Below are 23,580 nucleotides of genomic sequence, written 5' to 3' on the forward strand. Positions count from 1 at the left end.
AAAATTAGTTTTTAGTCCAAGCTCTGCTTTCAAATGCTTTGTCTACAGGGATATCAAAGATGTGATTTGTGTAGTTACTCATTGTTTTAACAGCTGCCCCTGTAACAACACCAAGAATATGACTTTTTGTATAGCCTACATTCAAAAAGTTTTCAATATCTAATTCTGAAGGATAGCCTCGTTTCTCTATCATTATTTTAGAAAATAAACTTAATGCCTTCAATTTCTCATCAGGAATTTCTGTATTATTTCGTATTGCATCAGTTACTTCTTTAGGGACTTTTGACATACGGTCTGCAATAACACTATGTGCAGCCATACAGTATTCACATCCATTTTCATAATTCATAGATAAAAATATAACTTCCTGTTCTTGTGGAGTAAAACCTGCATTTTTCTAAACGAATCATAAGCGTAGGTGTAGGCATCAAGTAACGCATCGTTATTTGCCATGGTGCCATACATATTGGCAATCATTCCAGCTCTTTTTTTAGAGGTTTCTAAAATGGAGCTTGATAACGTGTTTGCAGTTTCTATTGTTTTCGGTGCTAAGCTTACTTTCTTTATTGTATTCATAATTTCTATTTTTTTCTTCAGTGATGAAGTTTTAGTTTCTAATATGACGCAAGTATACAAAAGATACTACTGTTGTACAATACGTTACGTTTAGGTTAGCAAGTATACAAAAGGATAGTGTTGTTGATGTGAAGACTTTATCGGTAAAAATAAATGAACTTTTTTTCAAGAAAAATTTAGTGACTTGTAAATTATAGCGATTAAGGGATTTTAAGTTACCTTTGTAGTCTTAGTATATATTAGGTACTTATGTAAATCAGTTAGTTATGATTGATATATCCTATTTTTTATAAAAGTTAAATAGAAATATAGTAGTATGAATGACAAAAGAATGCAAGAGATGTTGGCTAATTTGGATGTAGAAAATCCATCAGAAGTATGTCCAATAAAAGATGTATTAGCTACAATGTTGGATAAATGGACTATGATGATAGTATTAGTTCTTGGAAAACACAAAGTGCTCCGTTTTGCAGATGTAAAAAGAAGTGTGGTAGGCATATCTCCTAAAATGCTGACTAAATCGTTGCGAACTCTAGAAAGAGATGGTCATGTAAAAAGAACTGTTTATCCAGAAGTACCTATTAGGGTAGAGTATAACTTAACTGATCAAGGCTCTATCTTTTTGAAAAAATTAGTCGATCTAGCTGATTGGATAGTACCTCACGTACCTACCATTGTAAAAAACAGAGAAGAATTTATTAAATAAACTGTAGAGGAATTAGAAATTCGGGAGAATTAAATAATGCTAATTTGTATTGGTCAAACTTGCTCTTTTACAAATTTTATTTCAAGTTGATAGTTCTATCATTTTAAAATGAGCTAGTGAAGGCTTTATTCATTTAACAATCCGATTATTTGACAGATGTTCCTCCACACTTGCATACAACATGTGATAACAGTGTTAATTAATTTATACTAATAATTTATTTGAGGCAAAAAGTGGCCGATTGATTATTCTGGAAATCACTTTCTTAGGATTATCGATTTACCATTTGGTTCAAATAATTTTACCTTTAATCGATTATTTCTATAAGATCGATTACCGTTTTCTCCTTGCAGGATGGATGTAAAGTGCTTCTTAAAGTTTCGTTATAATTTTGATATTTATCATTTTATTTCATTTTGATTTCTTATATTATTGCAATAGATTATAAATTCTAAAACAATAACATTATGAACATCATCATTCAATACGTAAACATGGATTCTAGCGAATCTCTATCTAAATACACAACCGAAAAACTTGAAAAGCTTGCTAAAAAATATGATTGGCTAATTGCTTGCGATGTCTTTTTTAAACAAGATAACAATCAAAAAGAACAAGGTAAAATTTGTAATATGGAATTGAGTTTGCCTGGGCCAAGAATTTTTGCTACTTCAACTGAAAAGAATTTTGAAGCGGCAGTAAAAGAAACTATAAACGATCTAGATATTCAACTAGAAAAGAGAAAACAAACTTTTTCTACACACTAGATTTTTAAAAGAGTTTTAAGTAGAAAGCCACAAATTCAAAACATTTTGAATCTGTGGCTTTTTATTTTCTCACACCTCACACCTCACACCTGTTAACTTATTGATGGTGATAAGGTTCATTTCTTAAAATAGTAAAACCTCTATATAGTTGTTCCACAATAAATAAACGAATCATTTGATGGGAAAAAGTCATTTTAGATAAGGAGATTTTGCCTTGTGCTTTGTTATAAACATCGTTGGAAAAACCATAAGGCCCCCCAATAACAAATACCAATTGTTTGATACCGGAATTCATATGTTTCTGTAAATATTCCGAAAAACCAACCGAACTAAATTGTTTTCCATTTTCATCTAGTAAGATCAAAATATCAGTGGGTTGAAGTTTGTTCAAAATCAATTCGCCTTCTTTTTGCTTTTGTTGCTCTTCACTTAAATTTTTAACTTTTTTTAAGTCAGGAATAATTTCAAAATCAAATTTTATATAAAACCCCAAACGTTTTTGGTAATCGTCTATTAAAGCTTGAAGTTGTTTGTTGTCTGTCTTGCCAATGGCTAATAGCTTTATTTGCATATTCTTTCTAGTTGGGTCACTACTTCGAGGTCTATCGCGAAGATTAAACTTGTAAATACTACTGGAAGGTTTGAATGAAACCAACATTTTCATTTTATGAATAAAATACAAATTTACATTTTAATTAGAATTAAGAATTTAGAATGTAAATAATTTGCTTTTCAATTAGTATTTTTACGTCAAATTAACATTTATGATTTCGCAAGAGCAATTCAACAAAGAGATAGAATTAATAGTAGCAAATGCTATTCGTGAAGATGTAGGAGATGGAGATCATAGTTCTTTAGCTTGTATTCCCGAAAAAACTATAGGAAAAGCCAAGCTTTTGGTTAAAGATGAAGGTATTATTGCAGGAGTGGAATTTGCGAAAATTGTTTTTGCCTATATTGATAAAGATTTAAAGGTGGAAACACTTATTGAAGATGGTTCTAAGGTGAAGTATGGTGATATTGTATTTTATGTTGAAGGATCCTCTCAATCCATTTTAAAGGCAGAAAGGTTGGTTTTAAATGCCATGCAACGCATGAGTGCTATTGCTACAAAAACGAAACAGTTTGTTGATTTGTTAGAGGGAACTGGAACCAAAATATTGGATACCAGAAAAACCACTCCAGGTATTCGCGCTTTAGAAAAATGGGCTGTGAAAATTGGAGGAGGAGAAAACCATAGATTTGCTTTGTACGACATGATTATGTTAAAGGACAATCACATAGATTTTGCAGGTGGTATTACGAAAGCCATTACTAAGACCAAAGATTATTTAAAAAACACTGATAGAGATTTAAAAATTATTGTTGAAGCAAGAAATTTAGATGAAATTAAAGAAATTATAGAAAATAAAGGTGTTTATAGAATACTAATTGATAACTTTAATTACGAAGATACTAGAAAAGCTGTTGCTTTAATTGGTGACACTTGTTTAACAGAATCTTCTGGAGGCATCAACGAAAAAACGATTAGGAAATACGCTGAATGTGGTGTAGATTATATTTCTTCGGGCGCTTTAACACACTCAGTTTATAATATGGATTTAAGTTTGAAAGCTGTTTAATTCAGGATTTATTTTTTATTATACAACCAAACACCAAACACGATATATTAGTTAATGACCAAACCTATAGAAGATAAATTAAGTAAAATCCCTGTTTTAAATTTGGTAGTCAAATTTTTAAAACAAATTAAACTTCCAGGTTTGGAAGGGCTTTCTTTATACGATTTAATAGAGTTATACATCATTGGAATAGGGAAAGGTGCTTTAACAACCAGAGCAAGTGCAATAGCTTTTAGCTTTTTTACAGCTTTGTTTCCCTTTTTGCTTTTTATATTAATTATTATTCCACTTATTCCAATAGATGATTTTAAAATAGAGTTTTTAAATTTTTTGAACTCGTTCTTGCCACCAACTACTTCAGATTTTTTCTTCGATAGTATTTTCGATAATATCGAAGCTTCCGAACGTGGAGGGCTTCTTTCTTCAGTATTTTTAGTTTCTATTTTTTTAATGGCCAATGGCATTAGCGCTGTGTTTGTTGGATTTGAAAGTTCATTTCACGAACAATTAACTCGTAATATCATTAAACAGTATTTATTCGCCATGGGAGTAGCTTTAATTCTGGCCTTTTTATTAATTCTTACAGTTGTGGTTCTTGGTTACTTTGAAATTTATGTACTTGGAAACCTAGAAAGTTATGGTGTTTTAGAAAAAAGTAACAACCAATTCTGGATTACTGTGGCTAAATATGTATTTTTTGTTATTATGGTATATTTAGCAACTGCCGTGTTGTATTATTTTGGAACTAGAGAAGGTAAAACATCGAAATTTTTCTCAGTAGGGGCTATGTTTACAACTATTTTAATTATTTTGAGCTCCTATTTATTCGGAATTTATATTGAAAATTTTTCACAGTATAATGAACTTTATGGCTCTATTGGAGCATTGTTAATTCTACTATTTTATTTGTGGTTAAACTCTAATATATTACTTTTGGGATACGAATTGAATGCTTCATTAAACAGATTAAAAAAAATAAATAAAACCTATGTATAAAATACTCCTACTTCTACTTTTAATGCCCTTAACAATGAATTCTCAAAACATTTTAGGCAAATGGAAAACAATTGATGATAAAACGGGCAAAGCCAAATCTACCGTAGATATTTATGAAAAGAACGGAGAGATTTTTGGAAAGATCATTGAAATTTATGATAGCTCAAAGCGGGATCTTCTTTGTGATACTTGTGAAGGGAACGAATATAATAAACCAGTTTTAGGCCTAGTTATTATAAAAAACCTAACCCAGGATGGCGAGTATTTTGAAAACGGCACCATTTTCGATCCAGAATCAGGAAAAACTTATAAATGTAGATTGTCTATAGATGAGGATAATCCAAATAAATTAATGGTCAGAGGTTATATTGCATTTTTTTACGCAACTCAATATTGGGAACGCATAGAAAGTTAAAATCGCATTCTTAACTTAATAACTAAAACCCTTGCACTTTATAGACGTTATTCTTCCTATTCCACTTCCAAAACTATTTACTTATAGTATAACGGAAGCGGAAGCTGGTTTTTTGAAGCCAGGGATGCGTGTGTCTGTACCTTTTGGGAAAGCAAAAATCTACACGGCTTTAGTTTTTAATATTCATGGTAACGAGCCTTTGGTTTACGATGCAAAAGAGATTCATCAAATTTTAGATGATGAAGTTGTCGTTACCGAAAAGCAACTGGAACATTGGCAATGGATTTCAGAATATTACATGTGCACTTTGGGTGATGTGATGCGTGCCTCTTTACCAAATGCTTTTTTATTGGAAAGTGAAACCGTAATTAGTAAGAATTATGATGTTACTATTGATGAAGCGGATTTAAAAGACGATGAGTTTTTAATTTATGAGGCCTTACTTCATCAAACTTCTCTTAAAATACATGATATTGTAAGTATTCTAAATAAAAAGAATGTTCTTCCTCTAATAAAAAGCTTGTTGGACAAACAGGTTATTTTGGTCGAAGAAGAAATTTATGAAAAGTACAAGCCTAAACTGGTGCGTTATGTAAAACTTCATTCTAAATTTTCTTCTGAGAAAAACTTACAAGATCTTTTGGAAGATTTAAGTAGAGCTCCAAAACAAAGAGAAGTTGTTTTAACTTTATTCTCACTTTCAGCTCAAATTAAAAAGCCTATTAAGGTTTCAGAATTAACAGAGAAAAGCAACACGTCTTCTGCTATTATTAAATCTTTAATTGATAAAAATATTCTAGAAGAATATTTTGTTCAAACGGATAGAGTCCAATACTCTGGTGATGAAAACAATCCATTAAAACAGTTAAACGAGCCTCAAAAAATAGCATTTCAAGAAATAAAGTCATCGTTTGAAACCTATAATATTACGTTGTTACATGGTGTTACTTCCTCTGGAAAAACAGAGATTTATGTCAAATTAATTGAAGAAGTTATAGCTCAAGGAAAACAGGTTCTTTATCTCTTACCAGAAATTGCTTTAACAACGCAATTGGTTAATAGGTTACAGGATTATTTTGGTGAAAAAGTAGCCGTTTTTCATTCAAAGTATTCGTCTCACGAACGCGTAGAGGTCTGGAATCATGTTTTAAATAATTCTCCCAAAGCTCAAATTGTTTTAGGAGCACGATCGTCTGTGTTTTTGCCATTTAATAATTTAGGGTTGGTAATTGTAGATGAAGAACACGAATCTTCATACAAGCAGTTCGATCCAGCTCCAAGATATCATGCCAGAGATACTGCTATTGTTTTAGCGCATCTTTTTAACTGTAAAACACTTTTAGGATCTGCCACACCAAGTATTGAGAGTTATTACAATACCAAACTAAAAAAGTACGGTTTGGTAGAGTTAACTACTAGATATAACGATGTGTTAATGCCAGATATTGAGCTTGTAGATATAAAAGACAAGCAAAAACGTAAACGTATGACTGGTCATTTTAGCGATAGGCTAATTGAAGAAATGACAGAGACACTCAAAGAAGGACATCAAATTATTTTGTTTCAGAATAGGAGAGGGTTTTCGCCTATTGTGGAATGTCAAACCTGTGGTCATTCTCCTCAATGTCCAAATTGTGATGTTAGTTTAACCTATCATCAATACAAAGATGAACTACGTTGTCATTATTGTGGTTATCATTCTGTTATGATAAAAACGTGTGAAGCTTGTGGTAGTGTCGACTTAGATAATAAAGGTTTTGGAACGGAACAAGTACAAGAGGAAGTTAGTACGTTATTTCCAGAGTACAAAGTTGCTAGAATGGATTTGGATACCACTAGAGGTAAATATGGTTATGAGAAAATCATTACCTCTTTCGAACAAAAAGAAGTAGATATTTTGGTTGGCACTCAAATGCTTACCAAAGGATTGGATTTTAGACATGTAAAATTGGTTGGGATCATGAATGCGGATAACATGCTTAATTTTCCAGATTTTAGAGCGCATGAGCGTAGCTTTCAGCTTATGTTACAGGTTTCAGGAAGAGCTGGAAGAACAGAAGAAAGAGGGAAAGTAATAATTCAAACGTATAATCCATATCATAACATTTTACAACAGGTATCTACAAATGCCTATCAGAAAATGTATGAAGAACAAATGGAGGAACGACGTAATTTTAAATATCCGCCTCTTTATAGGCTGATTAAAATTACCATAAAACATCGTAATTACAATATGGTAAACGTGGCATCAGATTGGTATGCTAAATCGTTAAGAATAGTTTTTAAAACTGATATTTTAGGCCCAGAGTTTCCAGCGGTGTCTAGAATTAGAAATCAATTTATTAAACACATTATTGTTAAAATCCCACCCAAGCAATCGGTGTCAAAAACAAAAGAAGCCATTATTAAAATTAATAATAGCTTCTTCGCTGTAAAAGATTTTAGGGCTGTAAGAGTAATTCTAAATGTTGATAATTATTAGTAAAATAGAAATTTGTAAACAAATTCCGTTATTAAACTAATCCTGACGAAGTTCAGGGTATTAGGTAATGTTATTTAAAGCATCAACTAATTGGGTCTTTTTATTTCTACTTAAAGGAATTTCATAAGCACCAACTTCAACATTCTTACTGTTAAATCTGTCAATTTTATCTAAATTAACAATATACGATTTATGGATTCTTAAGAACTTTCCTTCAGGAAGTTCGCTTTCAAAAGCTTTCATGGTAGAAAGTACAACTAAGCTTGTTTCTTCAGTAACAAGTTTTACGTAATCTCCAAGAGCTTCAATCCATTTAATGTCTTTAATATAAACTTTACGTTTTTTAAGGTTACTTTTTACAAAAATGTGTTCACCTTCTGTTTCATTAAAGTCTAGTTTTAATTTGTGATGTTCTACAGCTTTATCGACTGCAGTATTAAAACGTTCTCTTGTTATAGGTTTATGCAAGTAATCTGTAGCATCATAATTAAATGCTTTAAATGCATATTCTGTTTTTCCAGTAACAAAAATAATTTGGGGTTTGTTGTTTAATACGTCTAAAAGTTCGAAGCCATTTAAAACAGGCATTTCAATATCTAAAAATATTAAGTCAACTTTATGGGTGTTTAGTCCATTTTTTGTCTCTAGAGCGCTATTGTATTCCGCTATTAAGTTAAGAGAAGGATGGTTTTCAATTAACTTAACAATGGAGAGGCGCTGAATTGCTGAGTCATCAACTACTACACAGTTTAAAGTCATAACATTTAATTTATTTCGGTTAAGATATCGACAATAGTACAAATAATTCGGTTAAAAACCAAAAAACATCGATAAAACGTTTATTTTAACCTTTTTTAACGTTTCAAAATTAACCATAAAATATGTTCTTTTTAATGTTGCAATATATAAATATAATACTTATTTTTGCACCCATTTTTAACAATAAATACAATTTAATATGAATCATTACGAAACTGTTTTCATCTTAAATCCCGTTTTATCTGAAACACAGATAAAGGAGACAGTACAGAAATATGAAGAATTTCTTACTTCTCGTGGAGCAAAGATGGTATCTAAAGAAGATTGGGGCCTAAAAAAATTAGCTTACCCAATTCAAAACAAAAAAAGTGGATTTTACCACTTATTCGAGTATCAAGTAGATGGAGAAGTTATTACTCCATTAGAAGTAGAGTTTAGACGTGATGAGCGTTTTATGCGTTACTTAACTGTTGCTTTAGACAAACATGCTATATCTTGGGCAGAGAGAAGAAGAGTTAAACTTAAACAAAAAGCGTAATTATGTCATCTATAGAACAACAAGCAAAAGGAAAGAAAGACGGAGAAATTAGATATTTAACGCCTTTAAATATTGAAACGAACAAGAATAAAAAGTACTGTCGTTTCAAAAAATCTGGAATCAAGTATGTGGATTATAAAAATCCAGACTGGTTATTAGGTTTTGTAAACGAACAAGGTAAAATTTTACCAAGACGTTTAACAGGAACTTCTTTAAAATACCAAAGAAAAGTATCTGTTGCTGTAAAAAGAGCACGTCATTTAGCATTAATGCCATATGTGGCAGATTTATTAAAATAAAATACTCATAACAATGGAACTTATATTAAAACAAGACGTTGAAAATTTAGGATTTAAAGACGATGTTGTAACGGTAAAGAACGGTTATGGTAGAAATTTTTTAATTCCTCAAAAGCAAGCTATTTTAGCAACTGTTTCTGCTAAAAAAGTATTAGCAGAAAATGTAAAGCAACGTGCATTTAAAGACAAAAAAGTAATTGATGATGCTAATGTAATTGCTGATGCAATTAAAGCATTAGAAATTAAAATACCAGCTAAAGCTACTGAAGGTGCTTCTGCAGGTGATAAATTATTTGGTTCAATTACCAAAACCGATTTAGTTGAAGCTTTCGAAAAAGCAGGACATGAAATCGATAAAAAATTCATCAACATTACAGGTGGAAATATTAAACGTTTAGGACAGTACAACGCTGTTATTCGTTTGCACAGAGAAGTAACTTTCGAAATTCCTTTTGAAGTTATTGCTCAATCTTAAATTTTAGCATTTCTGCATTATAAAATAAAACCGTTTAGAGCATTCTAGACGGTTTTTTAATTTTAATTATTTTAGAAACCTATCTCATGCGCTTTACTTTTATATTGGTATTGTTGGTTTTATTTTCTTGTAAAGACAAAGCTAACCAAACACAAGAACTTAAAAAAGATTCTAGAACATCTTCTATTTTAATTGAAACCTTTCAATATAAAAAGGATGCCTCTCCTTTAATAAGTGTACATCGTGGAGGCGTAGGCTTAGTAAATTATCCAGAAAACTGTTTGGAAACCATAGCTTATGTTAACGATAGTATTCAAGCTGTTTTTGAAATAGATATTGCTAAAACAAAAGATGGTGTTTTAGTTTTAATGCACGATAATACTTTAGAAAGAACCACTACAGGAACGGATAAATTAACAAACTATAATTTTGAGGAATTACAGAGTTTTAATTTGGTGGACGATTTTGGAAATGAAACAGCCTTTAAAATCCCTAAATTCTTGAACGTTTTAGCTTGGGCTAAAACAAATAATGCCATCGTTACTATTGATATAAAGCCAAGTGTGGATGTTGCTGAAGTCATCGATGCCATTAGGATGCAACAAGCAGAAGACATTTCTATCATCATAACTTACGATATCGCCCAGCTTAAAAAGGCTTATCAATTAGCTCCGGATTTACTCATGTCTGTGTCTGCTAGAAACCAAAAAGAATTGGATTGGTTGCTAGAAACTCAGATACCTTTAACTAACATGTTGGCTTTTACGGGTACCAAACTTTCGGATACTAGTTTGTATAACAACATTCATAAATTGGGTATAAAAACCATGTTAGGCACTCTTGGCAACTTAGACAAACAAGCCGCTTCCAAAACAGATTCACTTTATTTGAAATGGGATCAATTAGGAATTGATATCTTTGCAACAGATAGACCATTTCAAGCAGCAACTGCTTTAGAAATCAATAAGTAAACTTTAATTGAAAATAGATTTATTACCAATGAAATACGCTAGATTAACAAAAGAACAATTTGACGAACTGCATAAAGAATTTATAAATTTTCTTGCTACACAAACCATTACTGCTAAAGAATGGGATGATATTAAAGTGAATAAACCTGAAGTTGCCGAACAAGAATTAGACGTGTTCAGTGATTTGGTTTGGGAAGGTGTTTTAAGTAAAGTGGAATTTATAGAACATATTTCGCCACAACAAATACATTTATTTCAGTTAAATGAAGAGAACATGCATTTAATAGTTATTAAAATAAAAAACCCAATCGATTTAACCTCTACAGATGGTTTTAATTGGTTGCGAGAAAACTTAATGGATGAGGATGTTGAATTCTCTCAAGCTAAAAAAGATTATACAGACGATAAAAATTCTGATAAGTTTAAATTAATTCAACAAGGAGGTGTTATAACCAAAGGCGATTTATTTAGCTATTTAGATAAGTTGATTAATTAATAAATTCCTGCGAATGCAGAAATCCCTTTAATTTAAAGACTTTTTCAGGTTGTTTTCTTGATATAATCGAATCCCTGTAAAACAGAAATATTCATATTTTAATTAAGTAGATCTGTTTTTTCTTTCAGAAAAAACGTGAACTGACGTAATTAATTCTTTATTTTTGTTTTCCTCATCATACAACCTCATTAGTGTTAGTGTGATGTGGAGTATAGTATAATTAATATTCATTAAATGAGATTCCCACTTTCGTGGGAAGTAAACATGGCACAAAAACCAAGCATTCCAAAAGGAACTAGAGATTTTACTCCAGAGCAAGTAGCAAAACGCAATTATATATTTAATACCATTCAATCACAATTTGAATTATACGGTTTTCAACCTATAGAAACGCCTAGTTTTGAGAATTCAGATACCCTAATGGGGAAATATGGAGAAGAAGGGGATAGGCTAATTTTTAAAATTTTAAATTCTGGAGATTATTTGAATAAGGTGGATGATACACTTTATGCTTCAAAGGATTCTAATGCAACGACTCCTAAAATCTCAGAAAAAGCACTTCGCTACGATTTAACAGTGCCTTTTGCTAGGTACGTCGTGCAACATCAAAACGAAATAGAATTTCCTTTTAAGCGCTACCAAATGCAACCAGTTTGGCGTGCAGATAGACCTCAAAAAGGACGTTTTAGAGAGTTTTATCAATGTGATGCGGATGTGGTTGGTTCTACATCTTTATGGCAAGAAGTAGAGTTTGTGCAATTATACGACGCTGTTTTTTCAGCCTTAAAATTAGAAGGTGTTACCATAAAAATAAACAACCGAAAAATATTATCTGGAATTGCTGAAGTTATTGGAGCAAGCGATAAATTAATAGATTTTACCGTTGCTCTGGATAAACTGGATAAAATAGGAGAAGAGAAAGTAAAAGAAGAAATGCTTGGAAAAGGAATTTCTATGGAAGGTATTGAAAAACTTCAACCTTTATTTACACTTTCAGGATCTTTTAGTTCTCAAGTAGAACAATTAAAATCTATTTTAAGTACGTCCGAAGAAGGCAAAAAAGGAATAGAAGAATTAGAGTTTATAGATAAAGCTATTACACAACTTGGTTTGCAAACAGCAACTTTACAATTAGATGTTACTTTAGCTCGAGGCTTAAATTATTATACAGGAGCTATTTTTGAGGTATCTGCTCCAGAAACTGTTCAAATGGGTTCCATTGGCGGTGGTGGAAGATACGATGATCTTACTGGTATCTTTGGTATGAAAGATGTAAGTGGTGTTGGAATTAGTTTTGGTTTAGATAGAATTTACTTGGTTCTTGAAGAACTAAATTTATTTCCGGAAACAGTTTCAAAGAATGTCGATTTACTCTTTATAAATTTTGGAGAAACGGAGGCTTTATTTAGTTTAAAAGCGATTAAACAGTTGCGTTTAAATCATATAAATGCGGAATTATATCCTGATACTGCCAAAATGAAAAAGCAAATGAATCATGCCAACAAACGTAACATTCCTTTTGTAGTTTTAGTAGGAGATGAGGAAATGGAAACAGATAGTTATACTTTAAAGAATATGATTTCTGGGGAACAAGACAAAGTATCTCTTGAAGTTCTAATTTCTAAATTTAAGTAAGTTATTTCTTCTCCCACTGAGTTTTTGAAAGCTTGAGTGACTATGTTTTAAATGTACATTGTTAATGATTTATACAAAAAAGAGTCCTGAAAATTATTCAGGACTCTTTTTTGTGAGAATATATTTCGTTCTATAATTGATTCCTCATTTGTTTTAATTGACTAAGACCTTTTTACTCACCACTCCAAATTCTGTTTGCAGCTTTATAATATAAGATCCAACACTTAGAGTTTTTGTTTTGATTACCAAGTTTGCTTCCGTTTTAGAGTCTTCTATTTTGAAAATAGATTGTCCGATAATATTGAACATTTCTACAGATTTAATAGTCTTCAATTCTGGATTTTGGATGGTGATGCTTTCATTCGTATTGACATATGATACTTGTAGAGAATTTGCTAATTCTATGGCTTCAACTCCCAAAGATTGGTTTGTAAATGTAATTTCAAATCGATCCAAATAACTTCCAGCCTGTAAATAAATTGAATAATTTTCAACTCTTAAATCATGAATAAGACCTAATTCCTTATCATGGATATAAATGTTTAAAGTGCTTGGAACATTTTCTAAAATATCAATAGTAATATTATTTAAACCAGGATCTGATGTGTGTATTCCAATAGGTAATACGGTGTTTTCAGAAATATTATCAATGCCTTGAATAATGTATTTTTCATTGTCAAGCATCCAATACATATCATCCATTTGGTTTTGATATAACAAACCATCAAATCCCCAATCGTATTCTAAAGATGCTCTAGTGTCTTCAGTTAGCAATAACTGTCTATGAATGGTGTTGACAGAATTATAACCAAGACGTATTTTCATCCTGTTATCTTCGAATTCTTCTTCAGTTGTTTCTTCGTTTTGCTCTTGTCTAATATAATTCGATAAAGTGCCTTCTTCTTTTACAAATCTTCTTTGTCCATTATTAAAATTAATAGTTCCTGTTCTTTTACCACTAACAAAGAAGCCTTGACCAACAGGAATAAAACGTCCGGGAGTTTTGGTTCCTGTTCCTACTTCTGCCACGTCAGGATTAATGGTTCCCCAAGCAGCAGCACAAACACCTCCTGAAAAATTATAAGTAGCATAACCACCTTGATATTCGGATGATGAGTGAGAGCTTCCTCCCCAATGTTCCCAGAAATATAATGTACCATTAATTAACGGACTCGATTCTGAATTTCTTTCTATACCTGTAATATTGTCAACTTCTGGACCATTATCCAAAATAAACTGGTCTGCATCTATTGCCGAAGCATAAGGGTTACCAATTAAATAGTCGTTACCAGCGTTCAGGTTTAAAGTTAAAATATCGCCATTATTTGGCTTTCCTTGAAATACATAGTTTTGCTCAAGAGTTAAATCGCCTTCAGTATTTTCTATGCCTTTCATAGTAAAACCTTCTCCAGCTTTAATGGTTCCCGTATTTCTTATATGTTGCCATGCCGAATAATCACTACTTGGTAAATTACCAAATTTCCATATCCAGTAATGTGCAATCCCAATTGGAGAGCCAGAGTTGCCATCATAACCTCCTACAAAGGAAATGTTAGTTGGACTATCAGAATCTGTTCCATCTTTAACGATGTTATTATTTAACTTATAACTGTAATTATTAGGATATTCAGTGGTTGTAAAACCTACTGGAGAAGACCAGTAATTGTAAGTAAAAAGGTCTTTTGTTCCTTGTTGATCTTTTTCAATTTTACCTGCACTTCCAACTAATAAACTACTTTCAGAACCTTGAACAAGTTGAGATTCGCCTTCAAGATCTATAAAGCCATTTAATTCCAAGTACCAACTAACGTTAAGTTCAGAATCATCATTTACGTGGTATTCAATAGGAGCAGAAGTAGCATCTAGTTCATCTATAAATAAGGCTAAATGGCCTTGATGTCCACTAAAGGAAACATCATTGTGTTTTACTTTTACAATGGACCAATCATAGGTCACAACATCTTGTCCATGAACTCCATCTGCAAAGGAATCTACAGCGTCTGGTAAATTTCCACTTGAATGTGTTATAAAAGGCATTGGTGCAGTCTGGTTATCTATAAGTTTTGCATTATACAATTTAGCACCTGTACCAGAGTCGTAGTCTGGAGTTGTTAAGTCATCAACTATATCACCTTTAAAGACGTCCATACGGTAATAACGCATTAAGGAAGGCCAGAGAATTGGGTCTATATAGGACGTACTGATAAAGTTTGCTATATCTTTTGGTACAACACTACCACGAACAACGCCATAATTATTTTCAATTTCCTGATACACCATTTTCTGAATTTCATTCTCAGATAATGTTTTGTTGAAAACACGAACTTCATCTATAAATCCTTTAAAGTATTTGTCAGTGTTGTTATCAGCTTGCTTCCCGATTCTAAAATTAAAAGGATTAGATTCTAAAAAGCTTCCAGCACCGAAAGTGCTAGATAGTTTCTCTCCATTGACATATAAAGTGATTTCTTCATCTTCTCCATTAAAAGAAGCAACAACGTGGTACCATTGGTTGGAGTTTATTGGATGACTATTCAAATCATTTTGTGCACCAATATTGTTGGCTATTGCACGAATATAATAGTTGCCAGCAGATGGCTCAATCATAATCTTTAGATTTTCTTGTCCAAAAATAACCGCACTTCCATTTAGAAATGATGGGTCAATTTTTATCCATCCCATGATTGTGGCATTCGTTCTGCCACTCAGTAATTCTGAATCTTCAATATAATCATTTCGACCATCGAAATATAAATTTAATTTTCTGTCTAAATCACGTGGAGACCCAAAACGTTCATCATCGGTGTCGAACAAATCTAAAATACCATCTTTATCTGTATCGGTATTATAATTTTCGCCTCCAATAGATCCGTTAGCGTTTGTGTCTAAACTAGCATAAAGAGTTTGACTGATATCATAAGTGTTTCCATTTGATGTGGTATCCATATAGTCTGGGATACCATCAGAATCGGAATCCACCACAAAATAAGTAGATCCTAAGCCTTGATTTGAATTACCAAATGCGGTTTCAAATGTGGATCCTGTGTTATAATCGTAAATATCAAGGATTCCATCAGCGAATAGTTCATGGATACCATCAGAATCAACATCTTTTTTACGTGCATAATCTGTATCTAAGCCATCACCAACACCATCTCCATTTATATCACCATCTCCATTTTCAAAATTCAAATCTGCAGAATTTCCAGCTTTGGATTCATCAACGTCAAAAATAGTATCATTATCACTATCAAGATCTAAGTAATTAGGAGTACTGTCGTTATCTGAATTCAAAATTGTAAAACCTTCAGCCAAGTCATGCATCCCATTAGCATTCAAGTCAATCCAGCCAGACGTATTTGTTAAGGTTGCAGTTCCTTCACTTAAATTGCCTAATCCAGCTTCAACAACATCAGGAATTCCGTCATTGTCAGAATCTAAATCAAATATATCAGCAATGCCATCACTATCTGTGTCACATAATGTTTGAATAATGGTTATGTCGTCTATAGCCAAGTTGTTTCCAATACCTCCAGGAGTATTATTAATAAATCTAACAATAAATGAGTTTACATCACCTAAATTAACGTTTGTACTAAATTCTTGCCATTCTCCTTGAATACATGTGTTATCTGTTGTGCTAACAGAGCATCTTCCTAAGGGAGTGGTATTATAAGTTGATAAGATATTTTCATTTAAATCTAAAAATTGAACGGTAATATCTGGTAAATCGGAACCCGAGAAACTAGATTGAGACATAATGTTTAATGCATAGAAGCTGTAGGAAATTGGAAAATTTGATAAAATGCCAGTTATGGTTGCTTCATAGAAAACTCCTGGAGTATCACTCGCGCTAAAAACGGCCATTCTTCCATTGATGTCATTAGGAGTATGATCTTCCCCATTGTACCAAGCCAAATCCCCATGTATGTTTTCTGGATCACTGGCTTGGGTTCCTGTAATTTTTGAAACCACTGTATACTCGCCATGATCTAAAATCCATGAAGATTGATTTGGGCATTCTGGTGTATTCGTGCCAATAAGACCATCTTCATAGCAGTAACTCGTATTTGCAGTATTATTGTTTATTGTTGCTCTACCTGTACCAACACCAAAAGTTTCATTTAGAAATTTATAATTAACACTGTTTCCTCCTGCATTACCACAATTTTGTTGTTCAGCAGAATCCATAATACCATCATTGTCATCATCTATATCCACATGATCGAGAATGCCATCTCCATCACTATCATAGAAATATTGAATGGTAGTTCCTTGAATTAGGAATGTGTAGGTAGGTTCGTCTGAGTCATTACTAAAAACACTCACTAATGATGTTTTTTTTCCAAATTCTAAGGAATTATATGCAACGCTAAACGCACTAGAATCACCTCCTGAAATGGGGGTGTTAGAAGGAGGTCCTGTTATTGTGAAATTTTCGGAATTGGAAACTGTAATTTCTGAGATAATTAAATCGGCCGTACCTTCTGAATTGTCTATAGAGAAGGTATGTTCTTTTGTGCTTCCTAAGTCTACTAATCCAAAATTAGTAGCATCTATAAAATCTGGTGTAAGATCTCCATTCACTATTAAAGTGTTATCATGTCCTAAAATCTTAATTTCAGGGGCTGTAGCCATGCTTTGAATATGAATATCATCTATGGCCATATCACTTTTAAAATCAGAACCTATAAGACCTCTAAATCTTAATTTAATGATTTGCCCTGAATATGCAACTAAACTTAAGTTTGCATCTTCCCATGGATCATCATTTGCTGTTTGAACTTGACCAGATTGAGTCCAGATATTTGTGTAGCTTGTCCCATTATTAGTACTGATATCTACATTAAGTATTCCCATGTTTACTCCGTACATATGGTAAGAAAATGAAATCTCTGGAAAAGAAACGGTGCTCAAGTCAATACAAGGGCTCTCTAAATTTGATGTTTGATTGATGTTCCCTGATGCTTCTGCGTAAACATACCAAGAGCCACTTTTAGCTAATTCTGGTCCTGTAAAATATGAAGTTGTACTATTCATATTTCTATCCCAATCAAATTCATCGGAATTATCTTGTGTCCAACCTCCAAAACCTGATTCAAAAGATTGCGTGTATGGAAAAGAGTTTATGGTCGTAGTGCAGTCATTTGTAGCAAAAGAACTTAAATCCATAATTTGGTTGTCTGGATTTAAGGTGTCACCAGAAGTTCCACTCCAATAGGTAACTTGCGTTGTGGATTTTTTCCATCCACGTTTATGAAATGGATCGATATCAATGGATAAAGAACTCCCTAGGATGAAAGCGTGATTATTATCTGATAGAATCCTATTCGTTTTTCTTGAGTTATTTTTAAGTGTAAATACTTTTTCTAAAGCGACAGCCGAGATCGTTTCAGATCGGGAAAAGGTGTTAATACAGAATATTAATCCAACAATAAGAATAGTGTACCTGATGGTATACCTTAAGTTTTTCATTTTGGTTAAGTTTGAGTTTGGGGCTAAACCTTAATTAATGATGTGTTATAATGTTTTTTAAATCAACAGCTATAATTACTTAATATAATTGGTTTTGTTGATTATCTTAAATACCAAAAAATTCTAATTAGTACACAATTCGATTTGTTTAGAGGTAGTTAAGACTGCTAATATATTAAAATACTTGACAAAAAATCTATTAAACGCAAAAAAATCCGATAAAATGTATATTTGTAAAAAAGATACTACATAAAGTGGTTTGAAATGATGCTTTAAAAGATATTTGTTAACATTTGTACCCAAACTAAATTAAAACCCGAAGTTTTCTGAATGTGGTTATTTTGGCTACGTCAGTATAATAGGATACTAAATATTAAATAATTACCTTTAAAATCTACTTCAGTATTAATTAAACAGTCTTATGAAACCACTAAAAAGTAACCACTTAATTTTAGCTTTTAGCTTCTTTTTAATTTTAAATGTATCTGCTTTTGCCCAATTATCATCAAGTCAAATTGATAGTTTGGTTGTAGATGCCATGGATAAATTTAAAGTAGCAGGAACAGCAGTAGCCATTGTAAAAGACGGTAAAATAATCTATGAAAAAGGCTTCGGCGTTATTTCAAAAACAACTCATGTCAAGGTAAATGAACACACCAATTTTGCAATTGCTTCAAACAGTAAAGCTTTTACAACTACCGCTTTGGCGCTTTTAGTTGAAGATGGAAAAATTAAATGGACTGATAAAGTGGTAGATCATATTCCAGAATTTAAAATGTACAATGCTTATGTTACTGAAAATTTCAATATTCAAGATTTATTAACACATAGAAGCGGACTAGGACTTGGAGTTGGAGATTTAATGTTTTTTCCAGATGGTTCAGATTTTACTATGGCCGACTTACTTTCAAGTTTCCAATATTTTAAACCGGTGTCTGCTTTTAGAACACAATTTGATTACGATAACTTATTATATTTGGTAGCAGGAGAACTAATAGCAAGAAAAAGTGGTGTTACTTGGGAGGAATTTATTACGACTAGAATTTTTGAGCCTCTAAATATGGATAGCTCTTATGCCGGATTAAATTTAATTCCAGATACAAGTAATTTAGCTTTACCTCATAGTACGGCAAGTGGCGATTTTGTAGTGCTACCAAGCTTTAAAGAAATGATGAATGGATCTGCTGGAGGGATTTATGCCAATGTAAACGATATTTCTCAATGGATGCTCGTGCAACTTAATCAAGGAAAATATGGCGAAAACCTAGAAAATCAATTATTCACCCTTGAAAGTCAGCATGAAATGTGGACCATCCACACCACTACAGAAGTGAATAGAAATCCGAGATACAATTCTCATTTTGCAGGCTATGGTTTGGGTTGGGATTTAACCGATAAAAAAGGAAACATGATTGTTTCTCACACAGGTGGACTTCCTGGAATGTTAAGCAGAACCGTTTTAATTCCTGATTTAAATGTAGGTATTGTGGTGCTTACCAATACAGAACCTGGAGGAGCAGGCGTTTTCATGGCAGTTTCTAGAACCATTGTAGATGGTTATTTAGGTTTGGATGATTTCCATTGGACAGACAAGTTCTATGATTATTTTAGTCAAAATGAAGCAGAAGGCGATGCCGTAATTAAGCAAGTCTGGGAGACGGTAAACCTTAATAAAAAGGTCAAAATTAATGAATCAGATTACCTAGGCGTTTATAAAGATAACTGGTTTGGAAAAATGGAAGTCTTTAAAAAAGACGGGAAACTTTGGTTAAAATCCTATAAATCACCCAAATTAAATGGGCAATTACAATTTTACAAAGCCAATACTTTTGCTATTAAATGGGAATATCAAGACATGAATGCCGATGCATTTGTCATGTTTTCTTTAGATGAAAACGGGATGGCTCAAAGCATTAAAATGAAAGGAATTTCTCCAAACATTGATTTCAGTTTCGATTTTCACGATTTAGATTTGCAACGAGTTTCTAAAGACTAAAAAACCACCTACTTTTAATGAACTACATTTTAATTCTAGAAATTGTTTATGTTATTGGTTTGATGCTGGTATGTTATCGCGTAATTCTCGATACTCAAAACACCACAAAAGCATTAGCCTATTTATTATTGGTAATTTTTCTTCCCATAATTGGAATGATTTTCTATTTTTCATTCGGTGTCAATTATCGGATACGGAAAATGTATGGTAAAAAATTAATGACAAATGAAGATTTACAACTTAACCTTGAAAGGGAACTTATTTCATATTCCAAAGATGTTTTAAAAAAAGGTGATGAAAGTGTTCAAGAAAACAAAAAATTAATAAATCTGATTCTAAAGGATAATTTAAGTCCCTTAACCAATAATAACGATGTTAAATTATTATTAAACGGAGAGACTAAGTTTCCGGAAGTTATAGAATGTATAAATCAAGCTAAACACCATATTCATATAGAGTATTATATTTTCGAAGACGATAATATAGGAACTCAAATTATTGATCTCCTTATTGAAAAAGTATCTCAAGGTGTCATGGTCAGATTCATTTATGATGATTTTGGGAGTCGTTCTATTAGAAAAAAGCAAGTAAAAAGGTTACAGGAAGGTGGCGTAAAAGTTTTCCCATTTTATAAAATTAAACTCATTGCTTTTGCCAATAGAATTAATTATCGAAACCACAGAAAAATTATAGTTATAGATGGTCATACATCCTTTGTAGGTGGCATAAATGTTAGTGATAGATATATTAATACAGTGCCTAATAAGAATAAGGTTTTTTGGAGAGATACCCATTTAAAAATAGTTGGGCCAGCAAGCTGGTATTTGCAATATCTGTTTTTATGCGATTGGAATTTTTGTGCTGAAGATGACGTAACTATCACGAATCAGTTGTTTCCTGTAAAAGGATCTTTTGAATCCAAGAATGACAAACATGTACAAATTACGGCCAGTGGTCCAGATTCTGATGTGCCAACTATTAAATTTGCATTGCTTCAGGCGATTAATCTAGCGGAAAAGGAAATACTAATCACCACCCCATATTTTATTCCAAGTAATAGCATTATGGATGCCTTGATGATTGCTGCAAAAAGTGGAGTGAAGGTAAAACTTATAGTGCCTAAAAATTCAGATTCTAAGTTGGTAAATGCGGCGGCCTGTTCATATTATTCAGATTTACTCAAATCTGGAGTAGAAATTTACCGTTATTGCAAAGGCTTTGTTCATGCTAAAACGTTGGTTATCGATAATGAAATTGCTGTTGTAGGAACTGCAAATATGGATGTTAGGAGTTTTGATTTGAATTTTGAAGTTAGCGCGATTGTTTATGATGAAGAAATAGCAGATCAATTAAAAGCTTCTTTCTATGAAGATTTAGAGGACTCCACGCGAATAGATTTAAAACAATGGCAAAGCAGACCAGCACCTTATAGGTTTTTAGACAAATTAGCAAGGTTATTTTCTCCTGTTCTTTAAAAAAGAATCAAATTCAAATGAACACTACAACTGCAAATTGAGGCTTACTATTCTGTCTTTTATCTTTGTTCTTTAATCTATTTTCTTATTTCGTCATTATTAATTTTTCATTCGTAATTAAATAACATTTCTTTTCCATAATTTTGCGCACCTAAAAAATAGTCATGATTTCAGTAGATGGATTAGCAGTAGAATTTGGTGGACATTCGTTATTTAAAGACGTTTCTTTTGTTATAAATGAAAACGACAAAATTGCCTTAATGGGTAAAAATGGCGCAGGAAAATCGACCATGATGAAGATTATTGCTGGAGAGCAAAAGCCTTCTAAAGGTCATATTAGGTTTCCAAAAGATGCCGTTATTGCTTATTTGCCTCAACACTTATTAACTGAAGATGAATGTACCGTATTTGAAGAAGCTTCCAAAGCTTTCAAGCATGTTTTCGAAATGCGTGACGAAATGGATCAACTCAATAAAGCTCTAGAAACTAGAACAGATTACGAGTCTGATGAATACATGTCTATTATTGAAAAGGTTTCAGATTTAGGCGAAAAATTCTACGCCTTAGAAGATGTAAATTATGATGCCGAAGTAGAAAAAGCACTTAGAGGTCTAGGTTTTAAACGTGAAGATTTAACGCGATTAACTAGCGAATTTAGTGGCGGATGGCGTATGAGAATCGAATTGGCAAAAATATTACTTCAAAAGCCAGATTTAATTTTGTTAGATGAGCCTACAAACCATATTGATATAGAGTCTGTTATTTGGTTAGAAGATTTTTTGCTTAATAAAGCCAAAGCAGTTGTGGTTATTTCTCACGATAAAGCCTTTATTGATAATATTACAAACAGAACCATAGAAGTCACCATGGGGCGTATTTACGACTATAAAGCCAATTACTCTCATTACTTGCAATTACGTGAAGAAAGACGTGCCAATCAGATAAAAGCCTATCAAGAACAGCAAAAATTTATTGCGGACAACATGCTTTTTATTGAACGCTTTAAAGGAACCTTTTCTAAAACAAATCAAGTAACTTCACGAGAGCGTATGCTTGAAAAATTGGAAATTATTAAGATTGATGAAATGGATACTTCATCTTTAAAATTACGTTTTCCTGCCTCTATTCGTTCTGGAGATTATCCTGTTACCGTTCAAGATCTAACAAAAACCTATGGAGATCATGTGGTTTTTAAAAATGCGAACATGTCAATTTCTAGAGGAGAAAAAGTATCTTTTGTAGGAAGGAATGGGGAAGGCAAGTCTACCATGATTAAAGCCATATTAGGGGAAATAGATTTTCAAGGAAAATGTAGTTTAGGACATAATGTGAAAGTAGGATATTTTGCTCAGAATCAAGCGTCATTACTGGATGATAGTTTAACCATTTTTCAAACGGTGGACGAGGTTGCTAAAGGAGATGTTAGAACCCAAGTTAAAAACATTCTAGGGCGTTTTATGTTTGGAGGAGAAGATATAGATAAAAAAGTAAGTATTTTATCAGGAGGTGAAAAAACCAGATTGGCCATGGTGAAATTGCTTTTAGAACCTGTTAACTTACTTATTTTAGATGAACCAACTAACCATCTTGATTTAAAATCTAAAGATGTTTTAAAGGAAGCTTTATTGGATTTCGATGGTACCTTAATTTTAGTGTCTCATGATAGAGACTTTCTACAAGGTTTATCTGAAAAAGTGTTCGAATTTAAAGACCAACGTGTCATTGAGCATTTTGAAAGTATTGATGCCTTTTTAGTTAGAAATAGAATAGAAAGTTTAAAACAAATGGATTTGAATAAATAAAAATTTATCAAATCCCAATTCCCAAAAAAACTAAATTCCAAAATAAGAATTTTATTTAAGCCATTGAACACTGAACACTGAACACTGAACACTGA

Annotated in this window: 20 protein-coding genes; 15 read left to right on the forward strand and 5 right to left on the reverse strand. The window is 32.2% G+C overall.

Features of this window, described 5'->3' with window-relative positions; all coding sequences use genetic code 11:
- Positions 1-4: 4 nt before the first annotated feature.
- Positions 5-349: a carboxymuconolactone decarboxylase family protein gene (locus tag IEV77_RS17525; protein WP_229736709.1), complete on the reverse strand. Its 345-nt coding sequence runs from the start codon at positions 347-349 to the stop codon at positions 5-7.
- On the reverse strand, positions 346-576 hold the full coding sequence (locus IEV77_RS17530; protein ID WP_229736710.1) for a hypothetical protein: 231 nt from the start codon (positions 574-576) through the stop codon (positions 346-348). The genes IEV77_RS17525 and IEV77_RS17530 overlap by 4 nt, the downstream gene beginning before the upstream one ends.
- 316 nt (positions 577-892) lie before the next feature.
- Here IEV77_RS17530 and IEV77_RS16770 point away from each other — a divergent pair, with 316 nt between their 5' ends.
- Positions 893-1,282, forward strand: a complete 390-nt coding sequence (locus IEV77_RS16770; RefSeq protein WP_188466922.1) for a winged helix-turn-helix transcriptional regulator — start codon at positions 893-895, stop codon at positions 1,280-1,282.
- A gap of 467 nt (positions 1,283-1,749) precedes the next feature.
- Positions 1,750-2,049 (forward strand): ribosome hibernation-promoting factor, HPF/YfiA family, encoded by a 300-nt coding sequence (hpf, locus tag IEV77_RS16775; RefSeq protein WP_188466924.1) that lies wholly within the window; start codon positions 1,750-1,752, stop codon positions 2,047-2,049.
- 97 nt (positions 2,050-2,146) lie between these two features.
- Here the strand turns inward: hpf and rlmH are convergent, their stop codons facing one another.
- The gene (gene rlmH / locus IEV77_RS16780) at positions 2,147-2,620 is read right to left on the reverse strand and encodes a 23S rRNA (pseudouridine(1915)-N(3))-methyltransferase RlmH (RefSeq protein WP_188466926.1); all 474 of its coding nucleotides are present in this window, start codon (positions 2,618-2,620) and stop codon (positions 2,147-2,149) included.
- A gap of 193 nt (positions 2,621-2,813) precedes the next feature.
- Between rlmH and nadC the strand changes: the two genes are divergently transcribed.
- The 4 genes from nadC to priA are packed head-to-tail and all read left to right on the forward strand — an operon-like array spanning position 2,814 to position 7,564.
- Positions 2,814-3,671: a carboxylating nicotinate-nucleotide diphosphorylase gene (gene nadC, locus IEV77_RS16785; RefSeq protein WP_188466928.1), complete on the forward strand. Its 858-nt coding sequence runs from the start codon at positions 2,814-2,816 to the stop codon at positions 3,669-3,671.
- Positions 3,672-3,725: 54 nt separating this feature from the next.
- Positions 3,726-4,667, forward strand: a complete 942-nt coding sequence (locus IEV77_RS16790) for a YihY/virulence factor BrkB family protein (RefSeq protein ID WP_188466930.1) — start codon at positions 3,726-3,728, stop codon at positions 4,665-4,667.
- Positions 4,660-5,082, forward strand: a complete 423-nt coding sequence (locus tag IEV77_RS16795) for a DUF2147 domain-containing protein (RefSeq protein WP_188466932.1) — start codon at positions 4,660-4,662, stop codon at positions 5,080-5,082. The genes IEV77_RS16790 and IEV77_RS16795 overlap by 8 nt, the downstream gene beginning before the upstream one ends.
- 31 nt (positions 5,083-5,113) lie before the next feature.
- A complete protein-coding gene (priA, locus tag IEV77_RS16800) occupies positions 5,114-7,564 on the forward strand; it encodes a replication restart helicase PriA (RefSeq protein WP_188466934.1) in 2,451 nt (816 codons plus the stop codon).
- A 60-nt stretch (positions 7,565-7,624) separates the two neighbouring features.
- On the opposite strand, the gene IEV77_RS16805 is transcribed toward priA, so the two are convergent.
- Positions 7,625-8,323, reverse strand: coding sequence for a LytR/AlgR family response regulator transcription factor (locus IEV77_RS16805; protein WP_188466936.1), 699 nt, complete (start codon positions 8,321-8,323; stop codon positions 7,625-7,627).
- Positions 8,324-8,522: 199 nt separating this feature from the next.
- On the opposite strand from IEV77_RS16805, the gene rpsF reads away from it, so the two are divergent.
- From rpsF to hisS, 6 genes are all read left to right on the forward strand, one after another.
- Positions 8,523-8,861, forward strand: coding sequence for a 30S ribosomal protein S6 (rpsF, locus tag IEV77_RS16810; protein WP_188466938.1), 339 nt, complete (start codon positions 8,523-8,525; stop codon positions 8,859-8,861).
- Positions 8,861-9,160: a 30S ribosomal protein S18 gene (gene rpsR / locus IEV77_RS16815; protein ID WP_188467106.1), complete on the forward strand. Its 300-nt coding sequence runs from the start codon at positions 8,861-8,863 to the stop codon at positions 9,158-9,160. Before rpsF ends, rpsR begins: the two co-directional genes overlap by 1 nt.
- A 13-nt stretch (positions 9,161-9,173) precedes the next feature.
- Entirely contained in the window at positions 9,174-9,635 is a 462-nt protein-coding gene (gene rplI / locus IEV77_RS16820; protein WP_188466940.1) for a 50S ribosomal protein L9, read from the forward strand.
- Positions 9,636-9,721: 86 nt separating this feature from the next.
- Positions 9,722-10,606 (forward strand): glycerophosphodiester phosphodiesterase family protein, encoded by an 885-nt coding sequence (locus IEV77_RS16825; RefSeq protein ID WP_188466942.1) that lies wholly within the window; start codon positions 9,722-9,724, stop codon positions 10,604-10,606.
- 28 nt (positions 10,607-10,634) lie between these two features.
- Positions 10,635-11,102, forward strand: a complete 468-nt coding sequence (locus IEV77_RS16830) for a DUF6495 family protein (RefSeq protein ID WP_188466943.1) — start codon at positions 10,635-10,637, stop codon at positions 11,100-11,102.
- Between the two features lie 264 nt (positions 11,103-11,366).
- Positions 11,367-12,737: a histidine--tRNA ligase gene (hisS, locus tag IEV77_RS16835; RefSeq protein ID WP_188467108.1), complete on the forward strand. Its 1,371-nt coding sequence runs from the start codon at positions 11,367-11,369 to the stop codon at positions 12,735-12,737.
- Positions 12,738-12,890: 153 nt separating this feature from the next.
- Here the strand turns inward: hisS and IEV77_RS16840 are convergent, their stop codons facing one another.
- A complete protein-coding gene (locus tag IEV77_RS16840; RefSeq protein WP_188466945.1) occupies positions 12,891-18,212 on the reverse strand; it encodes a DUF8693 domain-containing protein in 5,322 nt (1,773 codons plus the stop codon).
- A 421-nt stretch (positions 18,213-18,633) separates the two neighbouring features.
- On the opposite strand from IEV77_RS16840, the gene IEV77_RS16845 reads away from it, so the two are divergent.
- The 3 genes from IEV77_RS16845 (at position 18,634) to IEV77_RS16855 (ending at position 23,485) form a co-directional block, all read left to right on the forward strand.
- On the forward strand, positions 18,634-20,208 hold the full coding sequence (locus tag IEV77_RS16845; protein WP_188466947.1) for a serine hydrolase: 1,575 nt from the start codon (positions 18,634-18,636) through the stop codon (positions 20,206-20,208).
- Positions 20,209-20,225: 17 nt separating this feature from the next.
- On the forward strand, positions 20,226-21,683 hold the full coding sequence (cls, locus tag IEV77_RS16850; protein ID WP_188466949.1) for a cardiolipin synthase: 1,458 nt from the start codon (positions 20,226-20,228) through the stop codon (positions 21,681-21,683).
- 164 nt (positions 21,684-21,847) lie between these two features.
- Positions 21,848-23,485: an ABC-F family ATP-binding cassette domain-containing protein gene (locus IEV77_RS16855; protein ID WP_188466951.1), complete on the forward strand. Its 1,638-nt coding sequence runs from the start codon at positions 21,848-21,850 to the stop codon at positions 23,483-23,485.
- Positions 23,486-23,580 lie beyond the last annotated feature (95 nt).

Source organism: Xanthomarina arctica, from assembly GCF_014638915.1.
GTDB lineage: Bacteria > Bacteroidota > Bacteroidia > Flavobacteriales > Flavobacteriaceae > Xanthomarina > Xanthomarina arctica.

What these genes read in the sequence shown, in the direction of transcription:
- IEV77_RS17525 (WP_229736709.1), bottom strand. Translation starts at nt 349, where the DNA reads ATGAATTATGAAAATGGATGTGAATACTGTATGGCTGCACATAGTGTT.
- IEV77_RS17530 (WP_229736710.1), bottom strand. Translation starts at nt 576, where the DNA reads ATGAATACAATAAAGAAAGTAAGCTTAGCACCGAAAACAATAGAAACT.
- IEV77_RS16770 (WP_188466922.1), top strand. Translation starts at nt 893, where the DNA reads ATGAATGACAAAAGAATGCAAGAGATGTTGGCTAATTTGGATGTAGAA.
- hpf (WP_188466924.1), top strand. Translation starts at nt 1,750, where the DNA reads ATGAACATCATCATTCAATACGTAAACATGGATTCTAGCGAATCTCTA.
- rlmH (WP_188466926.1), bottom strand. Translation starts at nt 2,620, where the DNA reads ATGCAAATAAAGCTATTAGCCATTGGCAAGACAGACAACAAACAACTT.
- nadC (WP_188466928.1), top strand. Translation starts at nt 2,814, where the DNA reads ATGATTTCGCAAGAGCAATTCAACAAAGAGATAGAATTAATAGTAGCA.
- IEV77_RS16790 (WP_188466930.1), top strand. Translation starts at nt 3,726, where the DNA reads ATGACCAAACCTATAGAAGATAAATTAAGTAAAATCCCTGTTTTAAAT.
- IEV77_RS16795 (WP_188466932.1), top strand. Translation starts at nt 4,660, where the DNA reads ATGTATAAAATACTCCTACTTCTACTTTTAATGCCCTTAACAATGAAT.
- IEV77_RS16805 (WP_188466936.1), bottom strand. Translation starts at nt 8,323, where the DNA reads ATGACTTTAAACTGTGTAGTAGTTGATGACTCAGCAATTCAGCGCCTC.
- rpsF (WP_188466938.1), top strand. Translation starts at nt 8,523, where the DNA reads ATGAATCATTACGAAACTGTTTTCATCTTAAATCCCGTTTTATCTGAA.
- rplI (WP_188466940.1), top strand. Translation starts at nt 9,174, where the DNA reads ATGGAACTTATATTAAAACAAGACGTTGAAAATTTAGGATTTAAAGAC.
- IEV77_RS16825 (WP_188466942.1), top strand. Translation starts at nt 9,722, where the DNA reads ATGCGCTTTACTTTTATATTGGTATTGTTGGTTTTATTTTCTTGTAAA.
- IEV77_RS16830 (WP_188466943.1), top strand. Translation starts at nt 10,635, where the DNA reads ATGAAATACGCTAGATTAACAAAAGAACAATTTGACGAACTGCATAAA.
- hisS (WP_188467108.1), top strand. Translation starts at nt 11,367, where the DNA reads ATGGCACAAAAACCAAGCATTCCAAAAGGAACTAGAGATTTTACTCCA.
- IEV77_RS16840 (WP_188466945.1), bottom strand. Translation starts at nt 18,212, where the DNA reads ATGAAAAACTTAAGGTATACCATCAGGTACACTATTCTTATTGTTGGA.
- IEV77_RS16845 (WP_188466947.1), top strand. Translation starts at nt 18,634, where the DNA reads ATGAAACCACTAAAAAGTAACCACTTAATTTTAGCTTTTAGCTTCTTT.
- cls (WP_188466949.1), top strand. Translation starts at nt 20,226, where the DNA reads ATGAACTACATTTTAATTCTAGAAATTGTTTATGTTATTGGTTTGATG.
- IEV77_RS16855 (WP_188466951.1), top strand. Translation starts at nt 21,848, where the DNA reads ATGATTTCAGTAGATGGATTAGCAGTAGAATTTGGTGGACATTCGTTA.